This is a genomic window from Crossiella cryophila (assembly GCF_014204915.1).
GTDB lineage: Bacteria > Actinomycetota > Actinomycetes > Mycobacteriales > Pseudonocardiaceae > Crossiella > Crossiella cryophila.
The window spans coordinates 1,587,170-1,611,618 of the sequence record NZ_JACHMH010000001.1; the positions used below are offsets into that span (position 1 = coordinate 1,587,170).

At 69.9% G+C, this 24,449-nt stretch carries 17 protein-coding genes and 1 tRNA gene; 8 read left to right on the forward strand and 10 right to left on the reverse strand.

Features of this window, described 5'->3' with window-relative positions; genetic code table 11:
- Window positions 1-15: 15 nt before the first annotated feature.
- A complete protein-coding gene (locus tag HNR67_RS07545; RefSeq protein WP_185010305.1) occupies window positions 16-1,443 on the reverse strand; it encodes an alpha,alpha-trehalose-phosphate synthase (UDP-forming) in 1,428 nt (475 codons plus the stop codon).
- A 176-nt stretch (window positions 1,444-1,619) separates the two neighbouring features.
- Here HNR67_RS07545 and HNR67_RS07550 point away from each other — a divergent pair.
- Window positions 1,620-1,692: transfer RNA gene (locus HNR67_RS07550), tRNA-Thr, on the forward strand.
- Between the two features lie 11 nt (window positions 1,693-1,703).
- On the opposite strand, the gene HNR67_RS07555 is transcribed toward HNR67_RS07550, so the two are convergent.
- Both HNR67_RS07555 and HNR67_RS07560 read right to left on the reverse strand, forming a co-directional pair.
- Window positions 1,704-2,063: a hypothetical protein gene (locus HNR67_RS07555; protein WP_185001358.1), complete on the reverse strand. Its 360-nt coding sequence runs from the start codon at window positions 2,061-2,063 to the stop codon at window positions 1,704-1,706.
- Between the two features lie 12 nt (window positions 2,064-2,075).
- Entirely contained in the window at window positions 2,076-2,876 is an 801-nt protein-coding gene (locus tag HNR67_RS07560; RefSeq protein ID WP_185001359.1) for an FHA domain-containing protein, read from the reverse strand.
- A gap of 481 nt (window positions 2,877-3,357) precedes the next feature.
- Between HNR67_RS07560 and HNR67_RS07565 the strand changes: the two genes are divergently transcribed.
- The 4 genes from HNR67_RS07565 to HNR67_RS07580 all read left to right on the forward strand — a co-directional run bounded on the left by HNR67_RS07565 (window position 3,358) and on the right by HNR67_RS07580 (window position 9,686).
- On the forward strand, window positions 3,358-3,588 hold the full coding sequence (locus HNR67_RS07565) for a hypothetical protein (RefSeq protein ID WP_185001360.1): 231 nt from the start codon (window positions 3,358-3,360) through the stop codon (window positions 3,586-3,588).
- A gap of 729 nt (window positions 3,589-4,317) precedes the next feature.
- Window positions 4,318-5,343, forward strand: coding sequence for an L-glyceraldehyde 3-phosphate reductase (gene mgrA / locus HNR67_RS07570; protein WP_185010307.1), 1,026 nt, complete (start codon window positions 4,318-4,320; stop codon window positions 5,341-5,343).
- Window positions 5,344-5,483: 140 nt separating this feature from the next.
- Window positions 5,484-7,937: a family 20 glycosylhydrolase gene (locus HNR67_RS07575; RefSeq protein ID WP_185001361.1), complete on the forward strand. Its 2,454-nt coding sequence runs from the start codon at window positions 5,484-5,486 to the stop codon at window positions 7,935-7,937.
- A 111-nt stretch (window positions 7,938-8,048) separates the two neighbouring features.
- Window positions 8,049-9,686 (forward strand): hypothetical protein, encoded by a 1,638-nt coding sequence (locus HNR67_RS07580; RefSeq protein WP_185001362.1) that lies wholly within the window; start codon window positions 8,049-8,051, stop codon window positions 9,684-9,686.
- A 1-nt stretch (window position 9,687) separates the two neighbouring features.
- Here the strand turns inward: HNR67_RS07580 and HNR67_RS07585 are convergent, their stop codons facing one another.
- Window positions 9,688-10,779, reverse strand: coding sequence for an ADP-ribosylglycohydrolase family protein (locus HNR67_RS07585; RefSeq protein WP_185001363.1), 1,092 nt, complete (start codon window positions 10,777-10,779; stop codon window positions 9,688-9,690).
- Between the two features lie 150 nt (window positions 10,780-10,929).
- Here HNR67_RS07585 and HNR67_RS07590 point away from each other — a divergent pair, with 150 nt between their 5' ends.
- Both HNR67_RS07590 and HNR67_RS07595 read left to right on the forward strand, forming a co-directional pair.
- Window positions 10,930-13,749 (forward strand): AfsR/SARP family transcriptional regulator, encoded by a 2,820-nt coding sequence (locus HNR67_RS07590; RefSeq protein WP_185001364.1) that lies wholly within the window; start codon window positions 10,930-10,932, stop codon window positions 13,747-13,749.
- Window positions 13,746-16,556, forward strand: a complete 2,811-nt coding sequence (locus HNR67_RS07595; RefSeq protein WP_185001365.1) for an AfsR/SARP family transcriptional regulator — start codon at window positions 13,746-13,748, stop codon at window positions 16,554-16,556. The genes HNR67_RS07590 and HNR67_RS07595 overlap by 4 nt, the downstream gene beginning before the upstream one ends.
- Window positions 16,557-17,006: 450 nt before the next feature.
- Here HNR67_RS07595 and HNR67_RS07600 read toward each other — a convergent pair whose 3' ends face one another.
- Window positions 17,007-17,807, reverse strand: coding sequence for an SGNH/GDSL hydrolase family protein (locus HNR67_RS07600; protein ID WP_185001366.1), 801 nt, complete (start codon window positions 17,805-17,807; stop codon window positions 17,007-17,009).
- A 145-nt stretch (window positions 17,808-17,952) separates the two neighbouring features.
- Here HNR67_RS07600 and HNR67_RS07605 point away from each other — a divergent pair, with 145 nt between their 5' ends.
- Complete coding sequence (locus tag HNR67_RS07605) at window positions 17,953-18,843, forward strand: hypothetical protein (protein WP_185001367.1); 891 nt, start codon at window positions 17,953-17,955, stop codon at window positions 18,841-18,843.
- 46 nt (window positions 18,844-18,889) lie between these two features.
- Here HNR67_RS07605 and HNR67_RS07610 read toward each other — a convergent pair whose 3' ends face one another.
- The 5 genes from HNR67_RS07610 to HNR67_RS07630 are packed head-to-tail and all read right to left on the reverse strand — an operon-like array spanning window position 18,890 to window position 24,434.
- Entirely contained in the window at window positions 18,890-19,945 is a 1,056-nt protein-coding gene (locus HNR67_RS07610; RefSeq protein WP_185001368.1) for an N-acetylglucosamine kinase, read from the reverse strand.
- Window positions 19,942-21,207: a 6-phospho-beta-glucosidase gene (locus HNR67_RS07615; protein ID WP_185001369.1), complete on the reverse strand. Its 1,266-nt coding sequence runs from the start codon at window positions 21,205-21,207 to the stop codon at window positions 19,942-19,944. The genes HNR67_RS07610 and HNR67_RS07615 overlap by 4 nt, the downstream gene beginning before the upstream one ends.
- 2 nt (window positions 21,208-21,209) lie before the next feature.
- Entirely contained in the window at window positions 21,210-22,106 is an 897-nt protein-coding gene (locus HNR67_RS07620; protein ID WP_185001370.1) for a carbohydrate ABC transporter permease, read from the reverse strand.
- Window positions 22,106-23,089 carry a carbohydrate ABC transporter permease gene (locus tag HNR67_RS07625; RefSeq protein WP_185001371.1) on the reverse strand — a complete coding sequence of 328 codons (984 nt, stop codon included), beginning with the start codon at window positions 23,087-23,089 and terminating at the stop codon, window positions 22,106-22,108. The genes HNR67_RS07620 and HNR67_RS07625 overlap by 1 nt, the downstream gene beginning before the upstream one ends.
- A gap of 4 nt (window positions 23,090-23,093) precedes the next feature.
- Window positions 23,094-24,434, reverse strand: coding sequence for an extracellular solute-binding protein (locus HNR67_RS07630; RefSeq protein ID WP_185001372.1), 1,341 nt, complete (start codon window positions 24,432-24,434; stop codon window positions 23,094-23,096).
- Window positions 24,435-24,449 lie beyond the last annotated feature (15 nt).

The window sequence follows — 24,449 nt, forward strand, 5'->3', positions numbered from 1 at the left end:
GGGGATGGGCGCCACCTATGTTGCGTTGCTCTGCGTGCCCAGGGCTTCCAGGAACGATCGAGCCCAGCGGTCGACGTCGTGGGTGAGGACCTGGCGGCGCAGCGCGCGCATCCTACGGCGGCCCTCGGCCGGATCAACGGTGAGGGCAGCCTGCAAAGCGTTCTTCACGCCGTCCAGATCATGCGGATTGACGAGAAAAGCGCTCGTGAGTTCGGCGGCGGCTCCGGCGAACTCACTCAGGACAAGTGTTCCACCGAGGTCGTGTCGGCAGGCCACATACTCCTTGCAGACGAGGTTCATACCATCTCGAACCGGTGTCACCACCATCACATCAGCGGCACAGAAGAAGGCGGCCAGCTCCTTGCGGTCCACCGACTGGTGCAAATAGTGCACGGCCGGGTGACCCACCCTGGCGAACTCGCCGTTGATCCGCCCGACGCCGCGTTCGATGTCCTCGCGCATCTGCTGGTAGTGCTCGACCCGCTCCCGGCTGGGGGTGGCGAGCTGGATCATGGTCACGTCCTGTGAGTTGATCCGCTCCTCGGCGAGCAGCTCGTGCAGCGCGCGCAGCCGGACGTCGATGCCCTTGGTGTAGTCCAGCCGGTCAACGCCGAGCAGGATCTTCTGCGGATTGCCCAGCTCACGGCGGATCTCCGCGGCCCGCGCCTGCACCTCGCGGGTACGGGCCAGGGTGTCCAGCCCTGCGGAGTCGATGGAGATCGGGAACGCGCCCACCCGCACCAGCCGGTCACCCACCGGCACCAGGCCGGGCCGGGTGCGCACACCCACCGCGCCCCTGGTCGGCTCCAGGCCGAGCAGCCTGCGGGCCAGCCAGAGGAAGTTCTGCGCGCCACCCGGTCGGTGGAATCCGACCAGATCCGCGCCGAGCAGCCCGCGGATGATCTCCCCGCGCCAGGGCAGCTGCATGAACAGCTCCACCGGCGGGAACGGGATGTGCAGGAAGAACCCGATCCGGAGGTCGGGCCGCTGCTCTCGCAGCATCGCCGGCACCAGCTGCAGCTGGTAGTCCTGCACCCACACGGTCGCGCCCTCGGCGGCGATCTTCGCGGTGGCGTCGGCGAAGCGCTGGTTGACCTTGACGTAGGCGTCCCACCACTTGCGGTGGTAGGCCGGCGGGGCCACCACGTCGTGGTAGAGCGGCCACAACGTGCCGTTGGAGAAGCCCTCGTAGTAGTCGCGCACCTCCTGCGCGCTCAACTGCACCGGGTGCAGTTGCACCCCGGTCTCCTCGAACGGCTCGACCTGGGCGTCGGCCACGCCTGGCCAGCCGACCCAGGCGCCGCTGCGCGAGCGCAGGAAGGGTTCGAGCGAGGACACCAGGCCACCGGGACTGCGCTTCCACCGCTCGGTGCCGTCGTCCAGCCGCTCCAGGTCGACGGGTAGGCGGTTTGCGATCACGATGAAGTCAGCCGTCGAGTCCATCGTGGTACCCACCGGGTCCGCCTCCTCAAGTCGACAGGGATCCGTGACCCGAGGTTATCCACAACCTCCGAGAGCTACCTGTTGGCGTAACGGCTGTCACAGTGCGCAATCGGGCGGTTGTTATGCGGTTCGAGCATCGCCGCATACGATGTTCCCGGCACTCGCCGGAGTGCCGTGCCGGTGTAGCTCAATTGGCAGAGCACCCGCCTTGTAAGCGGAAGGTTACGGGTTCAAGTCCCGTCACCGGCTCCCCGTACTTCTCAGAACCCCAGCCAGGCCGTCAGCGCCCCCAATGGCGTGAGCAGGGCCGCGCCCGCGGTGGCCAGGGCGCCAGCGCGCTGCAGCAGTGTGGTCAGCCGGTTGGTCTGGGTGGCGATGCGGCTGCGATCCGGTTGCGGGGACTGGAGTTCCTGGGCCACCTCGTCCAGCGCGCGGTCGGCCTCGCGGCGTTCGGCGCCGGTCAGCCGGAGGTCGTCCAGGGCCCGGCGCAGGGACTGGATCTCGGTGAGCAATTCGTGGCTGGAGCCGATGTGCTGGTCGCGGCCTGCCACGTACTGCTGGCCGGGGCCGATGTTGACGTTGGTGCCGTGCACACCCCTGATGTCGTAACTGTCGCGCATGGTCCCTCCGGATCAGTAGCGGTTGCGCCGGCGCTCGGCGCGATCCCGGCGGCGGCGGGCGGACTTGGCCATCGCGCCGCCGATGGAGGCGATGATGCCGCCCGCGGCGAAGGCGCCGAAGCCCAGCGGCACCGCGGGCAGGCCGTAGAACTTCATGCCGAACGGGTCGATCGGCCTGCCACCGGAGATCCCGGACATGCCGGAGAAGATCGTCCAGGCGAACAGCGCGAACCCGGCCAGCGCGATCACCAGTCCCAGCGCCATGATCAGCCGGCCAACCCCAGCGCCCTCGGTGAGCGCGGTCATCGGGTCGGTGTCGATGTTGATGTGCGCTTCCTCGTACCGGCGCTGGTCGTAGCGCCGCTGGTCGTAGGAGCGGTTGTACGAGCGGTTGTCGTACTGGTCCCGCCCGGCCACGTGCTGCTCGCCGGGCCCGATGTTGATCGCCCCGCCGTGCACGTCCTGCACCCGGTAGCTGTCCCTCGGGTAGTACTGACTGGGCCCGCTGGGCGCGGAGTACCGCAGCTCCAGCCCACCCAGCCGGAGCAGGTCGCCGTCGCGCAACGGGCGCGGCCCGTGCAGCCGCTGCCCGTTGAGCCAGGTCCCGTTGGTGGACCCGAGATCGCTGACGTAGACCTCGTCCCCTGCCCGGTCCAGGGTGGCGTGCCTGCGGCTGACCGCGTCACTGGGCAGCGCGATGTCCCCGGTCCGGCCCACCGCGGACCGCCCTGGCGGCACCACGAAGACGAACCGGTGCATGGTGCCCCGGGAGACCACGGTGAACCGGGGTTCGTGGGCGGCTGGATCGACCATGTGTCCTCCCCCGAACAAGAGGTGCACACAGGGTCCGGATCCGGCTGACCAGGTGATACCGCCATCCAGGTGCGCCGACTGCCCAAAGGGGACGACTCGGGCCGCGGCTGGTGCGCCGATTGTCCAGACCAATGGCGGTCGCGGAATTGTTTTGCGCTGAACAACATTCCCGGCAGTGCTGCTCGCAAATATCGCTTCGGCGGCAATAGGTCAGGTTAGGCTGACCTGTTTCGACCCGCGTCCTCATTGGTCTGGTAGTCGACCAATGGAGGTTCTGAGCTGCTGGAACTTCGTTCGGTGAAAGTTCCGGTTCGGAGTGTGAGCTAAATCGGCCCTGGTTGCCTCGTGGCGGTTTGGTGATCGATCCAGAGATGGGGGACTATCTGGATGAGCCGGTGGGCAGGCGTTCCGAGACTCCAGGGTTCCCCTAATTCGGGAGTCCGGATCCGACCGGGCCACGACCATCAGGAGAAACCGCCCGATGGACAACTTCAAACGAGGAGCCTGGCGTCGTCTCGGCAGCTTCCTTGCCGAACTCGGGGACCGCATTCGGGTCCACCTGTTCGGCGAGGGTCGATCGGCGATCAGCGGCGACCTCGGGTGCCGAGCATGCGAGAAGCGCCTGAGCCGCTGGTTGGCGATCCAGACGCTTCTCACCGTGCTCCGGATCGGGCTGTGGCTGGTCGCTCTGCAAGCGGACCACAGTCACTGATCCATTCCCGTGCGGAGTCGGCCGGTGTTGCACCACCGGTCGGCTCCGCACACCTTTGTGACCGGAACAATTACCGTCACCGTTTGTGACCTGCAACACCCCAGTTGTAGGTGGCACCAGTGTCTCTGATTTTCCGCGATGTAGTCAACCTGACGGGCGAGGGCTTCGGACTGTGTGGTCACTGTTTGTGTCCGAGTGCCGCCCGTTTACCTCGGAAGACTGGCGTGGGGCATTCACTGTAAGCGGTTGGACGCCTGAAGTTTTAAGGTCTTATTGAGATAGGCGGCCCTGGATGGCCGGGAGCGGCCACCTGATTGACGGTTGCTGAGCTGCACTGACGGTGCCGACCCGGCGGTGGCTTGTGCTCCATCTGTGTCTCAAATGCGACCTTGCGGCCAGCTTAGGTTACCCACTGTGAGCATGCGGCCGGTAATCCTGTGGTGTGGCGTGCCTCTCCGTCGGGTGCACCTGTGGTGCGTCTCCAGTCCACCTGCGGATTGGTATGCGTTGACCCTTGGTAATTTTCCGGTAAGTCAATGGCAGGGTGCCAGGTCGTTATGAAAAATATCGAAGACTGGCCACTAAAGAGCGCCCAGACGGGCAGGGGGTCCGCGCTCGTCCGCGCTCGGGGGGCTGCTCCGGATGGCTCAGCATGGTTTAGTTGGGCGTCCAACCTATCTAGCGCGGGCCGTCGACCGCGTGACCGCGACGCACACCACTGGGAGCAGCGTGTCCTACCTGGCCGACTCCGCGCGTTATGACCAGATCAGCTACCGGCGCTCCGGGCGCAGTGGGCTCCAGCTGCCCGCGGTCTCGCTGGGACTGTGGCAGAACTTCGGCGGTGACCGCCCGTACGAGACCGGGCGGGCCATCGTGCGCCGGGCCTTCGACCTCGGGGTGACCCACTTCGACCTGGCCAACAACTACGGCCCGCCCTACGGCGCGGCCGAGGAGAACTTCGGGCGGATGCTCGCCGACGACCTGCACCCCTACCGGGACGAGCTGGTCATCTCCACCAAGGCCGGGTACGACATGTGGCCGGGGCCCTACGGCAACTGGGGCTCCCGCAAGTACCTGCTCGCCTCGCTGGACCAGTCGCTGGAGCGGATGGGCCTGGACTACGTCGACATCTTCTACTCCCACCGGGTCGACCCGGAGACCCCGCTGGAAGAGACCATGGGCGCGCTGGCGGCCGCGGTGAACAGCGGGCGGGCGCTCTACGCGGGCATCTCCTCCTACTCCGCCGAGCGCACCCGCGCCGCCGCCGCGCTGCTGCGCGAGATGGGGGTGCCGTTGCTGATCCACCAGCCCTCCTACTCGATGCTCAACCGGTGGATCGAGCCGGAACTGCTCGACGTGCTGGAAGAGGTCGGCGCGGGCTGCATCGCGTTCTCGCCGCTGGGGCAGGGCCTGCTGACCGACCGCTACCTCGGCGGCGTGCCCGAGGGGTCCCGGGCCAGCCGGGCCGGGTCGCTGTCCACCGATCTGCTCACCGAGGAGAACCTCGGGCGGGTGCGCGCGCTCAACGAGATCGCGCAGCGGCGCGGGCAGTCGCTGGCCCAGCTGGCGATCTCCTGGACGTTGCGGGACAGCCGGGTCACCTCGGCGCTGATCGGGGCCAGTTCGGTCGCCCAGCTGGAGGCGAACCTGGCCGCCACCGGGCACCTGGACTTCAGCGCGGACGAGCTGGTGGAGATCGACAAGTACGCGGTGGACTCCGGGATCAACCTGTGGGCCGGGTCCTCGGACAGCTGAGCATTGAGCACGCCGGGGACATGATCGCCGACCTTCGGCGGTCATTCTCCGGCGTGATCTCGCTCTGACGGCGGATTCTCCCGGCCGCCCGGCCCACTAGGTTCGGCCAAAAGCCGATCTGGGGTCGGGGGGAAAACGACATGGTGGTCACGCTTCCCGGAGTACAGGAATGGTCGGCGGGTGGCGACGCCTTCACCTTCCGGCCCGGCAGCCGGATCGTGGTGGACGCGGCGCACGCCGATCGGCTGCTGGCCGACGCGCGCACGCTCGCCGCCGATCTGACCGCGGCGCTGCTGGTGCCCGAGATCGGCGTGCACCAGGGGCCGCCGCAGAACGCGGTGCCCGGCGATCTGCTGCTCACCCTGGGCGGCAACGATCCCCGGCTCGGCGCGGAGGGCTACGAACTCGCCGTCGGCGCGGTGCTGCGGATCAGCGCGCCGCAACCGGCCGGGGTGTACTGGGGCGGGCGCACCGCCGTGCAGCTCTTACGCGGCTCCACCAACCTGCCCGGTGGGCGGGTGCGGGACTGGCCGCGCTACCCGATGCGCGCGATGCTGATCAACAACGCCACCAAGCATTTCGGGTTGTCCTGGTGGGAGAACCAGATCCGCGATCTGTCCTACCAGAAGTTCAACGAGCTGCTGATCTACGTCGACGGGGTCGGCAGCACCCGCGACGAGCTGATCAAGATCAATGAGCTGGGCCAGCGGTACCACGTCACGATCGTGCCGCAGCTCAACATGCCGGGGCACATGGACCAGGTGCTGCCCGCCCGCCCGGAGTTCCAGCTGCGCGAGCAGAACGGCAACCGGCGGCCCAACGCACTGGACCTCAGCAACGACGCGGCCCGTGCCTGGGCGCTCGGGCTGATCGAGGACCACATCGGACTCTTCGACGGTCCCTGGTGGCACCTGGGCGCGGACGAGTACCCGCACTGGGGCCCGATCGACGACTACCCGCAGCTGGCCGAGTACGGCCGCCGCAGGCACGGCCCGCAGGCCAACGGCTGGGACACCTTCACCGGGTTCATCATGGACGCCCATGAGGTGATTCGCCGGCACGGCAAGAAGATGCGGGTCTGGAACGACATGCAGCGCACCTTCCCCAAGGTGGTCAAGCTGGACCCGGAGATCGTGGTGGAGCACTGGAACTCCACCCACGGCGGCTCGGTCACGGTCAGCCAGTTCGTCGCCCGAGGGCACGGCCTGGTCAACTGCCACGACGACTTCCTCTACCACGTCGGCGGCCGCAATCCCGATGGCACGCAACGGCCCAAGTCCGATGCCAGGCGGATCTACGAAACCCTGCGGGTCGGCGATTTCCAGGGCGCCGAGGACCTGCCGGACGACCACCCCAAGCTGCTCGGCATCCGGCTCTCCCAGTTCAACGACCCGCCCATCGAGCTGCACGAGAGCAACGAGGCCACCGCGGCCGGGTTGTTCGAGACCTACCGTGCGGTTGGCCAGCTCGCCTGGGGCTCGCCGCGGCCGCAGGCGCGCTGGACCGACCTGCGCGGCGCCGTCTACGGCCTGGGCCGCGCGCCCGGCTACCGGCACGTGCCCACCCTGCCCACCGGGCCGGGACCGGGCGTGGCCAGGGACGGCTACGAGAAGATGACCTTCTTCGCCACCAGGGTGGACGGGAAGATCGAGCACGGCTGGCAGTACACCCCCGGCAACGGGCCGTGGCGGCGGGACACCGTCGGCGGGGTCAAGGGCGGCGGCGTGGTCGGCAACCCGGTCACCGTCCGGGACATCAACGGGCGGCTGCGCTACCTGGCCCGCACCCGCAACGGCACCCTGGAACACGGCTGCCAGTACAGCCCCGGCACCGGACCGTGGGAGTACGACGAACTCGGCAGCGGGCTCACCGGCTCGCCCGGCATGGTGCTGGACGCGGCCGGGCGGCTCTGCTTCCTGGCCAGGCGCAGCAACGGCGGCCTGCTCTTCGGCCGGGAACGGGTGGCCGGTTCCGGCGGGCCGTTCGAGCTGACCGAGGTGGGCAACGCCTCGGCGGCCGGGGATGCCGCGCTCGCACTGGACGTGCAGGGACGGCTGGTCTTCTTCGCCAGGCGCAGCAACGGGAAACTGCTGCACGGCTGGCGGACCGCGGCCCTGGTCGGCGGGTCATGGGACTTCGCCGAGATGGGCACCGACGTGGCGGGCGATCCCGGCATCGCCTTGGACACCAGCGGAAAACTCTGCTTCCTGGCCCGTCGTGCCGACGGTCAGCTGCTGCACGGCTGGCAGCGCACCCCCGGCAACGGACCGTGGGAGTTCACCCAGCTCGGCTCGGCGGTCGCCGGTGATCCGGCGGTGCTGCTGGACGTGGCCGGGCGGCTCACCTACTTCGTGCGCCGGGACAACGGCAGGCTGCTGCACGGCTGGCAGACCCGGCCCGGCCTCGGCCCGTGGGACCAGGCCGAGCTGAGCGGGGACCTCACCGGCGATCCGGGCGTGCACCTGGACCACGTCGGCCGGTCGGTGTTCTTCGTGCGGGCCGACAACGGGCGCATCCGGCACGGCTGGCAGGGGTCACCCGGTCAGGGGCCTTGGGGTTACACCGAACTGGGCAACGACATTCTCGATCTATAACGATCAGATTTCCGAGGCAACTTTTTCCCGAGTTGTGGTTTCCCATTCATCAGTGGTGGTTAACCACAAAGGTCCTGTAGCCTGGCCTGGACTTTCTTTTGGGGGAAAGCTGTGTCCAGCCATACGGTCGAGCGGCCGCTCGACAACCAGACCGTCACGCTCGAAAGCACTCCGGTGACGCCCGGTAATCGCTCCACTTCCAGGTGGATAGCGCCACTACTGGAGATTGTCGTCGCCTTTGTCGCGCTGGCGATTTTCCTGGCCTGGAGCGGCACCATCGACGTCGATCCGCTGGACCGGCTCGGCCAGGTCAGCGGCCTGGCCGGACTCCAGTTCCGGTTCGTGCTGCTCGGCCTGGTGCTCATCGCCGTGGTGCTGCTGGCCGCGCGGATCCGCCAGGGCGCCGGGGTGGCGCTGGCCGGCAGGCTGGCCACCGCCGCCATCTCCGGCCTGGCCGGTGGCCTGGTCGCGGGCGGCGTGCTGGTCGCGCTGCGCGGCACCTCCTGGGCACTGCACGCCAACCACGGCGACTCCGGCGTGCTGATCCGCTGGGCCGAGGGCCTGCTCCGCGGCGAGTCGATGCCGAGCAACTACCCGCCGCTGTCGGTCTACGCCCTCGCGGGCTGGACCTGGCTGACCGGCGAACCGGCCGGGTTCGCGTTGCAGGACGTGCAGATCATCGGCGTCGCGCTGTTCGCGCCGCTGGCCTACCTGGCCTGGCGGCTGGTGCTGCGGCCCGGCTGGGCACTGGGCATCGGCGTGGTCTCCACGCTGCCGCTGATCGACCCGCACAAGCCCTACGCCAACCTGGCGCTGGTCGTGTTCATCCCGGTGCTGGTCCGCTTCCTGCAGACGGTCCGCCGGGCCGACCAGGCCAGCTACCGCAAGCTGCTGCTGGGCGGTGCGGCCTTCGGCGTCGGGTTCGGGCTGCTGTTCCTGCTCTACTCCGGCTGGTACGTCTGGTCCGCGCCGGGCGCGGTGCTCGCACTGCTGCTGGTCTTCCCGTGGAAGGCGGCCCCGCGCAAGGGGGTTGCCCTGGTCGCGGTCACCACCGCGGTGTTCGCGCTGGTCAGCATCAGGCACCTGTACGGCCTGCTGCGCGGCGCCGGCAGCACCAAGGACCAGTACTTCTACTTCGACGTCTTCACCGACCCGGCCTACTTCTCCATGTGGCGCACCGACCTGCCGGGCCCGGTCGGGGTCTGGCCGCCGCTTGGCGAACTCGGCGGCGTCGGCCTGTTCACCATCGTGCTGGTCATCGGCCTCGCGGTGGCGCTGGGCCTCGGGCTGCGCCGGACCGTGGTGATCGCGGTGGTGGCCTGCCTGGCAGGCACCTGGTTGCTGCGCTTCTACTTCGCCAGCCGGATGTACGCCGAGAACGCCGTGCAGCTCTACCCGCGCACGGTGGCCGAGATCCTCTACTGCCTGCTGGTGCTCACCGGCTACGCGGTGTTCCTGGCGGTGGAACGCTTCGGCGTGCCCCGGCCGCGGTTCGCACTGTCCGGCAAGGTCGGCCTGCCCGCCCGGATCGGCCTGCTGGCCGCGATGCTGCTGCTGCTCGGCTCGGCCGGGTCGGCCATCGCGGACCGGCACATGCCGCGCAACGACGATTCGGTCGGCTTCCTGGCCTGGGTGGCCCAGGTCAACCGGATGCCGGACGGCCGCTGCTCGCCGTACGTGCCTGCCGATGCCTGCGTGACCCAGTACGACAAGCTGCGTGAGGTCAAGGTCCCGCCGCGGAAGAGGTGACTCACTCCGGCAGCAGGTAGTGCTCCTCGTCGAAGGGCAGCCCGGCACAGGATGCGGCCAGATCGCGGCCGGTCTGCTCGATCACGTCGGACAGCTCCAGCATGCCCAGCCACTCCCGTGGCAGCACCGCGGTGCCGTGCAGCGCGCCCAGGATGTTGCCGGTGATCGCCGCGGTGGAATCGCTGTCGCCGGAGTGGTTGGCGGCCAGCCGCAGCGCGTCAGGGAACTGCTCGGCCCTGCGGTGGGTCAGCGCGGCGTAGACCGCGATGGCCAGCGCCTCCGGACCCACCCAGCCCGCGCCCAGGCTCTCCACCGAGTTCGCCGACGGACCACCCGCGGGCACCGGCCTGCCGAAGGCACGGGCCTCGCGCACCCGGCGGGCGGCCGAGGAGTCGGCGGCGGCCAGCGCGGCCGCCGCGGCCAGCGCCAGTCCGGTCTCCTGGTCATCGCGCAGCGCCCGGCCGGTGGCCTGGTCCACCGCGTCCCCCAATGGGCGTTGACGCACCGCCACCAGATGCACGATCAGGGCCAGTGCGCCCGCCGGGGCCCAGCCCGAGGGGTGACCGTGGGTGAGCGCGGCGAACTCGCAGCCCAGCTGGTAGGCGGTCTGCGGGGTGGGGGCGAACCCGGCGGGCGCGGCGCGGGCCACTCCGCCGCAGCCGCGGGAGTCGCTGGTGGTGTTGGGCAGGGTGGCCGACTGCAGCACCCGCAGGCAGGTCACCCCCGGCGCCCGGCTGGCGTACATCCGCTTGTCCGCGAGCAGGCCGCGGGCCAGCGGGGCCGGGCCGTCCAGCTGCTGGGTGGTCAGCCAGCGCCGGTAGCTCTGCCACACCGTCTCGGTCGGCCCCCACACACCGCGGTGCTTGCCCCGCACCCAGGCGTGCAGGTAGCCCTCGGCGGTGAACAGGGTCAACTGGGTGTCGTCGGTGATCAGCGCAGGTCGCGGCGGGTCGGTGATGCCCGAGGGACCGAACTCGCGGCGGATCTCCGGCCGGGCCAGGAACTCCACCGGGGCGCCGAGGGCGTCGCCGACCGCGCCGCCGAGCAGGCAGCCGGCCCCCCGGTCCAGGAGCGCCGTCGGATCTGCGGGCACTTCGCCTCCGGCGTCCTCGGGTGGATGACTCTGGTGAATGTCTCTGTGGAAACCCTAACGAGCGATCCCCCGTCCGGGTCGTCCGTACTACTACGGAATGCGGTACCGCTACTTACCCAGGGGATGGCGAAAGGTCGTAACGTGCCCACCGTGCGGCGCGAAGACAAGGTGGCGGAGACCTGCTTGCCAGGGTCGACGATCAACCGCGTCGGGTTCCGCCTGCTCGGGCCGGTGGAACTCGTGGTGGACGGGGAATCGGTGCCGGTGGGCGGTGCGGGCGTGCGCTGCCTGCTCGCGGCGCTGGTGACAGAGCCGGGACAGGTGGTCAGCGCGGAACGAATCACCGAGGTGCTGTGGGCCGGACGGCCCCCGGCGACCGCGCGCACCATCGTGCAGGGCTACGTCTCCCGGTTGCGCAAACTCTTCACCGAGCTGGCGCTGCCTGTGTCCTTGGACACTAGGGCGCCCGGCTACCTGCTCCGGATGGATCCCGATCTGATCGACGCGCACCGGGCGCGCCGGCTGGCCGCGGCCGCCCGCGACCTGCCACCAGGCCCGCGTGCCGAGCTGCTCGGCCAGGTGCTCGACCTCTGGCGGGGCGAGCCGCTGAGCGGACTGGGCTCGCCGGTGCTGGAAGGGGAGGTGCGGCCGGAGCTGACCGAGCTGCGGCTGACCGTCACCGAGGAGTACTTCGCCGCCCAGCTCGCCCTCGGCAGGCACGAGGAGCTGCTGCCGCGGATCCAGCGACTGCACGCCGACGAGCCGCTGCGGGAACGGCTGGCCGAGTACGCGGTGCTCGCGCTCTACCGCTGCGGCCGCCGCACCGAGGCGCTGCGCACCTACGAGGACTACCGGGAACGCCTCTCCGCCAAGCTCGGCCTCGACCCGCGGCCGGAGCTGCGCGACCTGATCGACCGGGTGCGCACCGACGATCCAGCGCTGTGCGCCGCCCAGCCGGAGTGCGAGGCCAGCGCACCGCCCGCGCCCACCGAACTGCCCGCCCCCGCCGCCGGGTTCACCGGCCGCACCGCGGAGCAGTCCTGGCTGGACGGGCTGCTGAGCCGGGCCGAACAGGCAGGCGAGTCCGCGGTCGGGGTGCTGGCCGGGGCGGGCGGCATCGGCAAGAGCGCGCTCGCGCTGACCTGGGCCCGCCGTTCCGCAGCGCATTTCGCCGACGGAGTGCTCTTCGGCGCGCTGCGTGGCTTCGACCCCGAGCACCCGCCTGCCGACCCGGCCGAGCTGCTCCGGCAGTTCCTGCTGGAGCTGGGGCTGGCCGCGGAGGCGGTGCCGGTGCCCTTCGACGAACGGCTGGCGCTGTACCGCTCGATGCTGGCCGGCCGCCGGGTGCTGGTGCTGCTGGACGACGCCCGCGACTCCGAGCAGGTCCGCCCGCTGCTGCCGCCCGGCGGCGGCTCGCTGGCCCTGATCACCAGCAGGCGGCGGCTGGACGGCCTGGTGGTCAGCCACGGCGCGGGCATCCACACCCTGGGCACGCTGCCCCGCGCGGTCGGCGTCGCACTGCTGGCCAGCGAGGCCCGTACGGCCGACCCCGCGGTGCTGGACGAGCTGGCCGCGCTGTGCGGGGACCTGCCGCTGGCGCTGCGGGTGGTGGCCGCCCGGCTGGCCGCGGCGGGCAACCCCGGCAAGCTGGCCGCCGAACTGCGTGATGAGCAGCACCGGCTGGCCGGACTGGAGGAGGACGGCTCCTCGGTGCGCGGCGCCTTCGACATCTCCTACCGGGACCTCGCGCCCGAACCCGCCGCGGTGTTCCGGCTGCTCGGCCTGCACCCCGGCCCCAGCCTCACCCCCGACCTGGTCGCCGCGCTGGCCGGCACCACCCCGGCCGCGGCCCGGCGGGCGCTGCGCGGGCTCACCGCCGCGCACCTGCTGGCCGAACCACGCCGGGACCGCTTCGCCCTGCACGACCTGATCCGGCTGCACGCCCGCGAACTGGCCCGCACCGAACTGGGTGAAACCGCGAGGCGGGCGGCCCAGCGCAGGCTCATTCACTACTACTGGCGCTGGTGCGCGCACGCCGCGGTGAAGTTCAGTCCATCTACCCACGGTTTTGGCCTGCCACCGGGCGGCGAGGCCGATCCCGTGCCGGACTGGAGCGCGGAGGAAGCCCTGCGCTGGTTCGAGACCGAGCGCGCCAACGCCGTCGCGGTCATCCGGCTGGCCAGGGAGGAAGGCTTCCCCAGGGAGACCTGGCTGCTGGCCCGACCCGTTTCCATCTACCTGGCGGTGCGCAACCGCGTGGAGGACTGGATCAGCGTGAACGAGCTGGGCCTTGCCGCGGCCACCGCGGCGGGCGAGGGCGCCGGAGTGGCGATGATGCTCAACGGCCTCGGCGCGGCCACCCACCGGCTCGGCCGCCGGGAGGAGTCGCTGCGCTACTACCGGGACTCGCTGGCCGCGGCCACCCAGGCCGGGGACCGGCACGCCGCCGCCAGGGCAGCCACCAACGTGGCAGGCGCGCTGGCCTGGCTGCGCCGCGCGCCCGAGGCCGAGATCGCCGCCGCCGAGGCGATCCGGCACAACCAGGAGATCGGCGACCGGCACGCCGAGTCCGCGATCAACAACACCCTGGGCGTGCTGGCCCTGGACTCCGGCAGGCCGGAACGCGCCGAGACCTATTTCCAGCGCGCGGTGGCCATCGACGAGGAGATCGGTGACGACAACTTCCTGGCCACCGCGCTGAACAATCTCGCGCGGGCCCTGCTGGCCCGCGGTGAGGTGGAGGGCGCGGCCGCGGCCAACCGGCGCGCGCTCGCCCTGGCCATCAGCCACGGCATGAACCGGACCGAGGCCTTCGCCCGGCGTGGCCTCGGCGATGTCGCCAGTGCCACCGGGGACGGCCCGGCCGCGGCCGCGCAGTGGCGGCGGGCACTGGAGATCCTGGACGCCTTCGACCGCGGTGAGGCCGAGACCGTGCGCGCCAGGCTGGCCGTGCTGGAGGGCCGCCCGTGAACCAGGAGTTGTTGCCGCCGTTGGAGTTCCGCGTGCTCGGGCCGGTCGAGCTGGTGGTCGGCGGCACCCCGCTGCCGATGGGCAGGGCCGGTGCGCGCTGCCTGCTGGCACTGCTCGCGCTGGAGGTCAACCAGGTCGTCGGGCACGACCGGATCCAGGCCACGCTGTGGGAGGACGAGCCGCCGCCGACCGCGCGCACCGTGGTGCACGGGCACGTCTCCCGGCTGCGCCGGGTGCTCACCGAGGCCGACCCGGCCGGTTCGGTCACCCTGATCACGCACGCCTCCGGCTACCTGCTGCGCGCCGACCCCCGGCTGGTCGACCTGCACCGGGCCCGCGCGCTGATCACCGCCGCCCGCGGCGAACCAGCCGCGCACCGGCGCGAACTGCTCAGCGAGGCGGTCCGGCTCTGGCGCGGACCAGTCCTCAGCGATGTGCCCTCCTCCCAGGTGCTGCGCGATGTCGCGCCCGAGTTGGAGGAGCTGCGGCTGGTCGCGGTGGAGGAGTGGATCCAGGCCGAACTCGACCTCGGCAGGCACGGCGAGGTCGTGGTGGAACTGCAGCGGCTGGTCGCCGAACAGCCGTTCCGGGAGCGGCTGGTCGGCCAGCTGGTGCTCGCGCTCTACCGCAGCGGGCGGCGGGCCGACGCGCTCGGCTCCTACCAGTCCTTCCGGGTCCGGCTGGTCGACGAGCTGGGCATCGACCCCGGCCCGACCCTGCAGGAACTGCACCGCCAGGTGCTCACCGACGAACTCGCCCCCGACCCGGCCAGCCAGCAGCGCGCGCTCGCCCCGCCCTCGGCGCTGCCCAGCGTGCCCGTGCAGCTGCCGCCGGCGCCCGCCGGGTTCACCGGCCGCAGTGCCGAACTGGCCTGGCTGAACCGCCTGGTCGGAATGGCCGACGGCCCGCGGATCGCGGTGCTGGCGGGCACCGCTGGCGTTGGCAAGAGCGCGCTCGCGCTGACCTGGGCGCAGCGGGCCGCCGCGGAGTTCCCGGACGGCCAGCTCTACGCCTCGCTGCGTGGTTTCGACCCCGAACACGCCCCGGTGGACCCGGCCGAGGTGCTGCGGCACTTCCTGGTCGCCCTGGGCGTGCGGCCGGAATCGGTGCCCGCGGAGTTCGACGAGCGGCTGGCGCTGTACCGCTCCACCATCGCCGGGCGGCGGATGCTGGTGCTGCTCGACGACGCGCACGACTCCGACCAGGTCCGCCCGCTGCTGCCGACCAGCGGCGCGTTCACCGTGGTCACCAGCAGGCGGCGGCTGGACGGACTGGTGGTGACCAACGGGGCCAGGGTGCTGCCGCTGGACACGCTGTCCATGGCCGACACCGTGCAGCTGATCAACCGGGTGGCCGGCGAACGGCACTCCGAGCACGACCTGGCCCAGGTCCGGCGGCTGGCCGAGCTGTGCGGCAACCTGCCGCTGGCGCTGCGCATCGCCGCCGCCCGGCTCGCGGTCAACCCCGAACGCGAGGTCGGCGACCTGGTCGAGGAACTCGCCGACGAGCACGAACGGCTGGCCGCGCTGGACGTCGAGGAGACCGACACCTCGGTGCGCGGCGCCTTCGACCTGTCCTACCGGGACCTGCCGCCACCGCACGCCACCGTGTTCCGGCTGCTCGGCGGCCACCCCGGCCGGGACGTCTCGCCCTACCTGATGGCCACCATGGCCGAGGTCGGGGTGGCCCAGGCCCGCCGGTCGCTGCGCGCGCTGGCCGCCGCGCACCTGGTGATCGAACACGAGGTCGACCGCTTCTCCATGCACGACCTGATGCGCCTGTACGCGCGGGCGTTGTTCCGCAACGAGACCGAGGAGAAGGAACGCGAGGGCGCGCTGCGCGGCCTGCTCGACTACTACCTGGTCGTGGCCGACCGGGCCCGGCGGCTGATGCGGCCCATCCTGGACGACCTGCGCCCCGGCCTGACCCGGCCGCACGTGCGTCAGCCAACGCTCAACGACCGGCAGCAGGCACTGGCCTTCTTCGACGCCGAGTGGGCCAACCTGACCTCGGTGGTCGTGCTCGCCGACGAGTCCGGCCAGCACGAGGCAGCCTGGCAGCTGCCGACCATGCTCAACCCGTACCTGGACGCGCGCTTCCCGTGGGAGGACGCGGTCAAGGTCAACCTGATCGGCCTGGAGGCCGCCAGGCTGCTCGGCAACCGGTGGGGCGAGGTCCGCATCCACACCGCCCTTGGCATGATCCACGGCCGCCGCGGGCTGCCCGAGCTGTCCCTGCACCACGACTCCACCGCGTACCGGATCGCCGAGGAGATCGGCGACCTGGCCTCGCTGGCGTTGCTGTCCAGCAACATGACCCAGTACCTGTACGAGACCGGCCGCAAGGACGAGGCGGTCGAGTCCTGCCGCCGGGCCATCGAGCTGAGCAGGCGGATCGGCAACTTCTTCGTGCTGCCCATCGCGCTGACCAACATGGCCGAGATCGCCATCCGGCACCAGGACCACGAACAGGCCCTGGTGCACCTGCGCGAGGCACTGGACATCTACCGCGACTCCAACAACAACGACCGGATGGCCATCGTGCTCGGCGGCATGGGCGATGTCAGCCGGGACCTGGGCAGGCTGGACGAGGCCGAGCGGTACTACCGGGACGCGGTGGCCGCCGCCGAGGCCGCCGGCTCCAAGCCGCAGGAAGCCCGGATGCTGATGGAGTTCGGCGAGGTGCTCATCTCCCGCGGCGACCCCACCGGAGCCAGGGTGGTCTGGCAGCGCTCGCTGGAGTTGTACGAGGTGCTGCGGCTGCCCGAACTGGAAGTGCTGCGCGACCGGCTGGCCAAACTCGGCTGAGTCAATTTGTCGCCAACTGCGACAAAAGCCTGGTACACCGGCGTCTCAGGCGGCACACTGGAGGCTACCCGCCAAGCCCCGCTGATCTCGTTTAGTTCGCGGTTAGGCTCCGTCAAGCGGACCATGAAATCTTAGTCCTGTCGGTGGTTGGTTCGCGCTGCACCACCGGCACGGCGGTACTGGGGGAGCCTTCTGGGGGAGGTTCACCGCCCACTCGTCACACCCGGCATCCGCGTCCCCGGATGCCGGGTGTGCTGTGTTTTATTGGCGCGCTCCGCGCGCTGGATTTTTCGCTCTAAGTCGCCTCGTCGTGGCCTCGCCGCACGCGAAGCAAGCTTCGGATGCGTCGAGACCACGACAAGGCAACGCGAAAAATCGGTACCGCGCTGCTGGTTAAGGGCCCGCCGTGTCGCTGCGCGCCACGCCTCTTTCGCAACAAGTGGGTGGTGGTCAGGGCTTCTCGCAGAGTTCCGCTAGTTGTGGGCGCTTGGGTTCGATGCCATCGGCGGAGGACTTGCCGGTCAGACGGCGGCCAAGCCAGGGAACGAAGTGCTGCTTGGCCCACTTCAGGTCTGCCCGCCGCAAGGTCAGCCAATCTGCGGGTGGGGCTTCGGGCCAGGGTTCTGACCAGTCCGCTGTCACGGGGATGCCCAGCTCGACGCACGCCCGTAGGGCTACTCGTTCGTGGCCTTCTGGGGAGAGGTGTAGGCGGTCTTCGCTCCAGGCTCGGGGGTCTTGGAGGACTGCCATGGACCAGAGGTCGACCACGTGGCAGTTGTGTTTGTCGGCGATCGCCCTCAGGTGGGCGTTGTAGGTGGCGACCTTGCCTCTTACCCGGCGCATTATCGGGACTTCTTTGGTGTCGAAGCCGGTGCAGATGACCACGTCGGCGCCGGTGGCGCGGAGTTCGGCGGTGGCTTCCTCGAACTGGGCGGCCAGGGCGTCCGGGTCGCTGCTGGGGCGGAGGATGTCGTTGCCGCCTGCACAGAACGTGACCAGGTCCGGACTCAGGTCTATCGCGGCAGGCAGTTGTTCGTCGATGATCTGGCCGAGCAGTTTGCCCCGGATCGCGAGGTTCGCGTAGCGGAGCTGGGGTCGGGCGCGGGCCAGGTGCGCGGCCAAACGGTCTGCCCAGCCACGGAAACTGCCGTCGGGCCATGGGTCGTCCATGCCCTCGGTGAAGCTGTCGCCCAAGGCGACGTAGGACCCCCAGAGGCGCGGTGCGGCCTCCCCTTCTCGCGGCGTGTGCATCCTGGCAGCATGACAAGCCGAAGCCGACCTACGCTACCGTCAGTTACGGTAGCGTCAGTTACCGATCGGTAACATACCCGGTTTTGTGGCTGGTCGGGCTGAAGGGATGAACCTGGCGCGGCGGGGTCTGATGAGACTTCGGCGCATGCGCCAGGTTGTGATCGGGACGTTGGCAGTGCTGGGGGTGCTCACCGCGGTTCCGGCCGCGCAGGCGGCACCGGCTGATCCGTGGCAGCGGGTCGGGGTGGACATCCTGTCCGGGGTCAGTGGCGCGGTCGTGGTGGACCGCGAGGATGGCCGGATCGACTCGTTGATCGTGCGGGACAACAAGAAGCCGGGGCAGAACCGGATCGCCAGGGTGCGGCAGAGTCCGGGCAAGGCGCCCAAGGTCGAGCCGCTGGCCTGGCAGGGTGAGTTGCCGGTCGACCTGGAATCGATCGAGCCGGTGCCGGGGCGGCGCGGTGAGTTCCTGGTGCTGGGCAGCGCGGGCAAGGGCTTCCAGATCCGGGTCAGCGGCGGTGAAGCCGTTGTGCTGCGGACCTTCCAGGTGCCCACGGGGCAGCCGGGGGATGACTACGAGAGCTTCCAGCTGGCCTCGGTCAGTGGGCGGACCGTCGCGCTGTGGGCCGATCGTGGGCAGGACAGCAGGCCGGCCACGTTGTACGCGGCCGAGTTCGATCTGGCCAAGCTGACCTTCGGGCCCAAGCGCAGCGCGGAGATCCGGGTGCCCTATCCGAAGGCGAAGGTGCGGCACGTGTCCGACCTGGCGGTCCTGGCCAACGGGGAGCTGCTCATCTCCTCGGCCTCGGACCCGGGGGACGACGGGCCGTTCGACTCCGCGTTGTACTCGGCGGGTCGGGTTTCACTCGACAAGGACGGGGTCCGGCTGGAGGTGGCCAAGCAGCCCAAGAGCCTTGGCACCTATGCGGGACACAAGATCGAGGCGGTGACCTGTGTGAGCAGCTCGTGCGCCGAGCTGTTGCTGGGCACCGACGATGAGAACGCCGGCGGCTACCTCAGAGTTGTCCGGCGTTGAGGGAAACCGGGTGGTCCCGACCAGGGCAGGACGGGACCACCCGGCATCACACGGCGGCCGGTTCCCCGGCGTCGCCGTCGGCGATTGGAGCGCTCTCATCGGTGGCGGGGGCCAGGAAGGACTCACGCAGCCGGATTTCCGCCGCCCGGTCGGCGCCCAGCGCGTCCAGGCCGGCCAGTGCCGCCCCGACCACCGGGATGACCTCGACCACGCTGACCGTGGCCAGCGGGGCCACCGCCTTGCAGCGGCGGGCCACCTCGTCGATCACGGTGGCGCCCACGCCGGTGAGCACCCCGCCGCCGAGCACCACGTCCACCGGTTCCCCGGTCAGGCCAAGGCTTTGCAGGCTCACCGTGGCCAGCAGGCTGACCTCCTCGGCGAGGCGGTCCACCACCTCGGCGGCCACCGCGTCGCCGGCCGCGGCCACCCGGAACAGCAGCGGGCACAGCTCGTGCAGCACGTCCTCGGAGAGTTCGCCGAAGTGCAGCCGCTCGATCAGCTCCAGCATGCTGCCCACCGCGAAGTGCGCCAGCACCGCGGGCAGCAGCTCGGTCGGCAGGCCCCGGCCGTCCTCGGCCCGCACCGCCAGCCACAGTGCCTCGCTGCCCAGGTGCGCGCCGCCGCCCCAGTCACCGGAGATGCGGCCCAGCGCCGGGAAGCGGTGCACCCGGCCGTCCGGGGCCACCCCGACGGCGTTGATGCCAGCGCCGCAGACCACCGCCACCCCCGCGCCGGTCGGGCTGCCAGCGCGCAGCAGCGCGAAGGTGTCGTTGGCCACCATGGTGGTGGCCGACCAGCCCCGTGCGGTGATCGCCTCCTGCAGGAACTGCTCTTCCTTCGGCAGGTCGGCGCCTGCCAGGTAGGCCGAGGTGTGCGCGGCGAAGGGCGCTTCACCGCTGTAGCCCGCCTGCCGGGCGGCCTCGGTGATCAGGCGCTCGAAGGTGTCCAGACCGCGTTGCATGCCAACGGTCTGCGGCGGTGAGCCGGGCCCGCGGACCCGGGACAGCACCTGGCCGTCCCGGGTCACCAGCATCACGTCGGTCTTGCTGTTGCCACCGTCGATGGCCAGGACGAGATCACTGATCTCGGGTCTCTCGCTCATGCCTTCGCCCAGGGCAGCAGGTCGGCGTTCTCCGCGACGAGCTGGTCGGCCAGCTTCTCCGCGATGCTCCACTGCCCGATCAGCGGGTGCGCCAGCAGTGCGTTGGCCACCCGGTCCCGGCCACCGTGCAGCGCGGCCTCCAGTGCCAGGTACTCGTAGCCGGTGACGTGGCTGATCAGGCCGGCGAAGGCCGGTTCCACCGGGGCCACCGGCAGCGGGACCGCCCCGTTGCTGTCCACAATGGACGGAACCTCGATCACCGCGTCGTCGGGCAGGAACGGCAGGGTGCCGTTGTTCTGCACGTTGACCACGTGTTCCTCGCCCTGCTCGCCGCCGGTGAGGGCGTGCACGAGCTGGACGGCGGCCTCGGAGTAGTAGGCGCCGCCGCGCTGGGAGAGCGCCTCGGGCTTGGTGACCACGGCCGGGTCGGCGTAGACACCCATGAGTTCCTTCTCCACCAGGCTCACCACCTCCGCCCTCGGCGGTTCGGTGCGCTGGGTCGCGACCACCTCGTCGTGGCTGTAGAAGTACTTCAGGTAGTACGAGGGCACCACGCCCAGCCTGCGCATCAGCTCGGCGGGCAGCCCGATGTGCGCGGCCACGTCCTCGCCGAACTCCGAGAGCAGCCGCGGCAGCACGTCCACGCCGTCCACCAGCACCTGGCGTTCCCAGGTCAGGTGGTTGAGGCCGACGTGGCCAAGCCGCACCTGTTCCGGGGCCGCGCCGAGCAGCTTGCCGACATAGCGCTGGAAGCCGATGGCCACGTTGCACAGGCCCACCGCCCGGAAACCGGACTGCACCAGTGCCCTGGTGACGATGCCGACCGGGTTGGTGAAGTTGACGATCCAGGTGTCCGGACCCGTCACCTTCCGCACCCGCTCGGCGATGTCGAGCACCACCGGCACCGTGCGCAGCGCCTTGGCCAGCCCACCGGCGCCGGTGGTCTCCTGACCGACGCAGCCGCATTCCAGCGGGAAGGTCTCATCCGAGCGGCGGGCGGCCTGCCCGCCGACGCGCAGCTGCAGCAATACCGCCGCCGCGCCCTCGGCCCCGGACTCCAGGTCCGTGGTGGTGCGGACCCGGGCCGGGTGACCCGCGTGATCGAGCAACCGCTGGCTGAACTCGCCGATGACCGAGAGCCGGTGCTCGTCCGGGTCGACCAGCACGATCTCGTCCACCGCCAGGCTCGTTCTGCGCCCGGCGATGCCGTCGATCAGCTCAGGGGTGTAGGTGGAGCCGCCTCCGACGACGGTGAGCTTCATCGTTAACCCTTAACTCCGGTGAAGGTGATCCCTCGGACGAAGGACTTCTGCGCGAACAGGAACAACACGATGGCCGGGACCATGATCATCGCGGTGGCGGCCATCATCAGGTTCCACTCCACGGCGTGCTGGCCCCGGAACGAGGCGAGCGAGAGGGACAACGGCCAGTTGTCCTTGTTCTCGCCGGTGTAGATCAGCGGGCCGAAGAAGTCGTTCCAGGTGTAGAGGAAGCAGAACAGCCCGGTGGCCGCGATGCCCGGCCGGGACATGGGGATGAGCACCCGCCACACCGCGGTGAACTCGTTGCAGCCGTCGATCTTGGCCGCGTCGATGTAGTCCTGCGGGATGGTGAGGAAGAACTGGCGCAGCAGGAACACGCTGAAGGCGTCGAAGAGGAAATACGGCACGATCAGCGGCCACAGCGTGCCGGTCAGCCCGGCCTTGACCCACATGTCGTACAGCGGCACCGCCACCACCTGCGGCGGCAGCATCATCGCGGCGACCACCAGCAGGAAGACCGTGTTGCGGCCCTTCCACTTCAGCCTGGCCAGCGCGTAGGCGGCCGGGATCGCCGAGATCAGCATGCCAGCGGTGGCCAGCAGCGAGTACATCAGGCTGTTGACCGTGTACTGCAGCAGCGGCACCTTGTCGAAGACCCGGAAGAAGTTCTCGAAGTGCCAGGACTCCGGCCACAGGCTGGAGGACAGCGCCTGGCTGTCCGACATCACCGCGGTCAGGAAGACGAACAGGATCGGCAGCGAGAAGGCCAGCGCCAGCGCGAGACCGATGCTGTGCGTGGCGACCCAGTAGAGCGTTTTCTGCCAGGACCCGTTGGGGTTTCGCTTGACTGGCCTGCGTCCCCGGCGGTGCGCCGGCCGGGTGGCGGTCGCGGTGGTCATTAGCCCTCCTCGACGTGCGAGGCTCGACGCATCTGCCGCACCAGCAGTGCGGTGAAGATGAAGGAGACGATGAACAACAGGACCGCCATGGCCGCCGCGTAACCCATGTTGAAGTAGCGGAAGCCCTGGACGTAGAGCCAGACTGGGAAGGTCAGGGTGGAGTTCTGCGGGAAGCCGATGTCCTTGGCGTTGCCCGCGACCTCGGCCGAACCGGAGGCCACCGAACCGGCCACCACGGCCTGGGTGAAGAACTGCAGCGCGAAGATCACCGAGTTGACGATGCTGAACATCAGCACCGGCGCGATGGTCGGCAGGGTGATGTGCAGGAACTTGCGCACCGGCCCCGCGCCGTCGATCTCGGCCGCCTCGTACTGCTCCTGCGGCACGTCCAGCAGCGCGGCCAGCAGGATGATCATCAGCTCGCCGGAGCCCCACAGGGCCAGGATGGTCAGCGCGGGCTTGGCCATGTCCGGGTCGGAGAACCACAGTCCGCCGTCGATGCCCAGGAACCGCAGGAACTTGTTGACCGGCCCGAACTCCGGGTTGAACAGGAAGGCGAAGGTGATCGTGGCCGCCACCGGCGGCGCCAGCGAGGGCAGGTAGCAGAGCGTGCGGACCAGACCGACCCCGCTCTTGAGCCGCGAGATCACCATGGCCACGCCGAGGGCGAACAACACCCGGCAGGTGGTCAGCACGACCACCAGCCACGCCGTGTTGTACATCGCGGTGAGCACCAGCGGCTCGCTGGTGAACATCCGGATGTAGTTGCCGAAGCCCAGCCACTCCGGTGCGTTGATCAGGTCGTAGCTGGTGAAGGAGAAGTAGATGGTGGCGATCAGCGGGTAGCCGAAGAACACCGCGAACCCGATGATCGCCGGGGACATGAAGCCCAGGACGGTCAGGAAGTTCCGGCGCCGCCGCGCGGCCCGCCCCTGGTTGGGGGCAGGCCGCGCGGCGCTCGCGCGCTCAAGCGTGGCGGTCATGGAACTACTTACCGGCCTTCTGTGCCAGGGCGTCGTCCACCTGGGCGTCGACCTTCTTCAGCTCGCCCGGCAGATCGGTGACCTTGCCCGCCTGCCACTTCTCGGCGAAGTCGTTGACCGCCTTGAGGTGCGCGTCGCCGATCGGGGTGGCCGGGTTGGACCACAGCTTGCCGGAGCCGAAGATGTCGATGAAGGTCTTGAACTGCGGGGTCATCTCCAGCTTCGGGTCCTTCATCGAGGCCTCGGTGGTGGGGATGTTCTTGATCGCGTTGGACAGCTGCACCAGGGTGTCGGTGTCCAGCGACATCTGCTTGACCAGCTCCCAGGAGGCGCCCGGGTTCTTCACGCCCTTGGGGATGCCGATGATGGTGCCGGTGGCGAAACCGCCGCCGTACAGCTCCGGCTTGCTCGGCGAGACCGGCGCGGGCGCGGTGCCGTAGCTGATCTCCTTGGCCTCGTTGGCCAGGAACGCGGTGCGGTACTCACCGTCGATCATCATCGCCAGCTTGCCCTTTTGGAAGGCGTGGTCGGCGGAGTACTCCTGGCCGAGACCGGCCCGGAACTTCTCGATCTTGTCGTAGCCGTAGAAGTCGACCAGCTTCTTCTGGAACTCGAAGAGTTCCTTCCACTCCGGGCTGTTGGCCAGGTTGGACTTGCCGTCCGTGCCCAGGTAGCGGGCGCCGAACATCGGCGTCCAGTTCTGCGCCTGGTTGCGGTAGTGCGGGATCAGCGGCATGAAGCCGGCGACCTTGATCGAGCCGTCCGGGTTGAACTCGGTCAGCTTCTTGGTCGCCTCGAGCAGCGCGTCGGTGGTCTTCGGCGGCTCGGTGATGCCCGCCTTGGCGAACATGTCCTTGTTGAAGTAGAAGCCGTAGATGTCGGTGAGCATCGGCATCGAGCACCGGTTGCCCTTGTACTCGGTGTAGTCCCGGACGGCCTTGGGGATGACGTTGAGGTCGGCCTTGTCCCGGTCGATGTAGGGCTGCAGGTTCTGGAAGCTGCCCGAGGAGCAGAACTGGCCCAGGTTGTCGGTGAAGAAGGAGATCGCCACGTCCGGCGGGTTGCCGCCGCGGATCGCGCCGGTGATCTTCTCGTCGTCCTGGGTGCCCTCGTGCTTGACCTCGAAGTTGGGGAACCGGGTCTTGATCCGGTTCAGCGCCTCGGTGACCGCCTTGTACTCGCGGCCCTCGAAGTTGCTGTAGACGGTGAGCGAGAGCTTGTCGTCCTTGCCGGGCGCGCCGCCGGGCGTGCCCTGGGTGCCGCCTCCGCCGGAACAGGCCGAGACGAGCAGCGCGGCTGCCGCGGCTGTGGCGCTGAGCAGGACCGCGCGAGAGGTCTTGCGCATGCGAACTCCTGGATT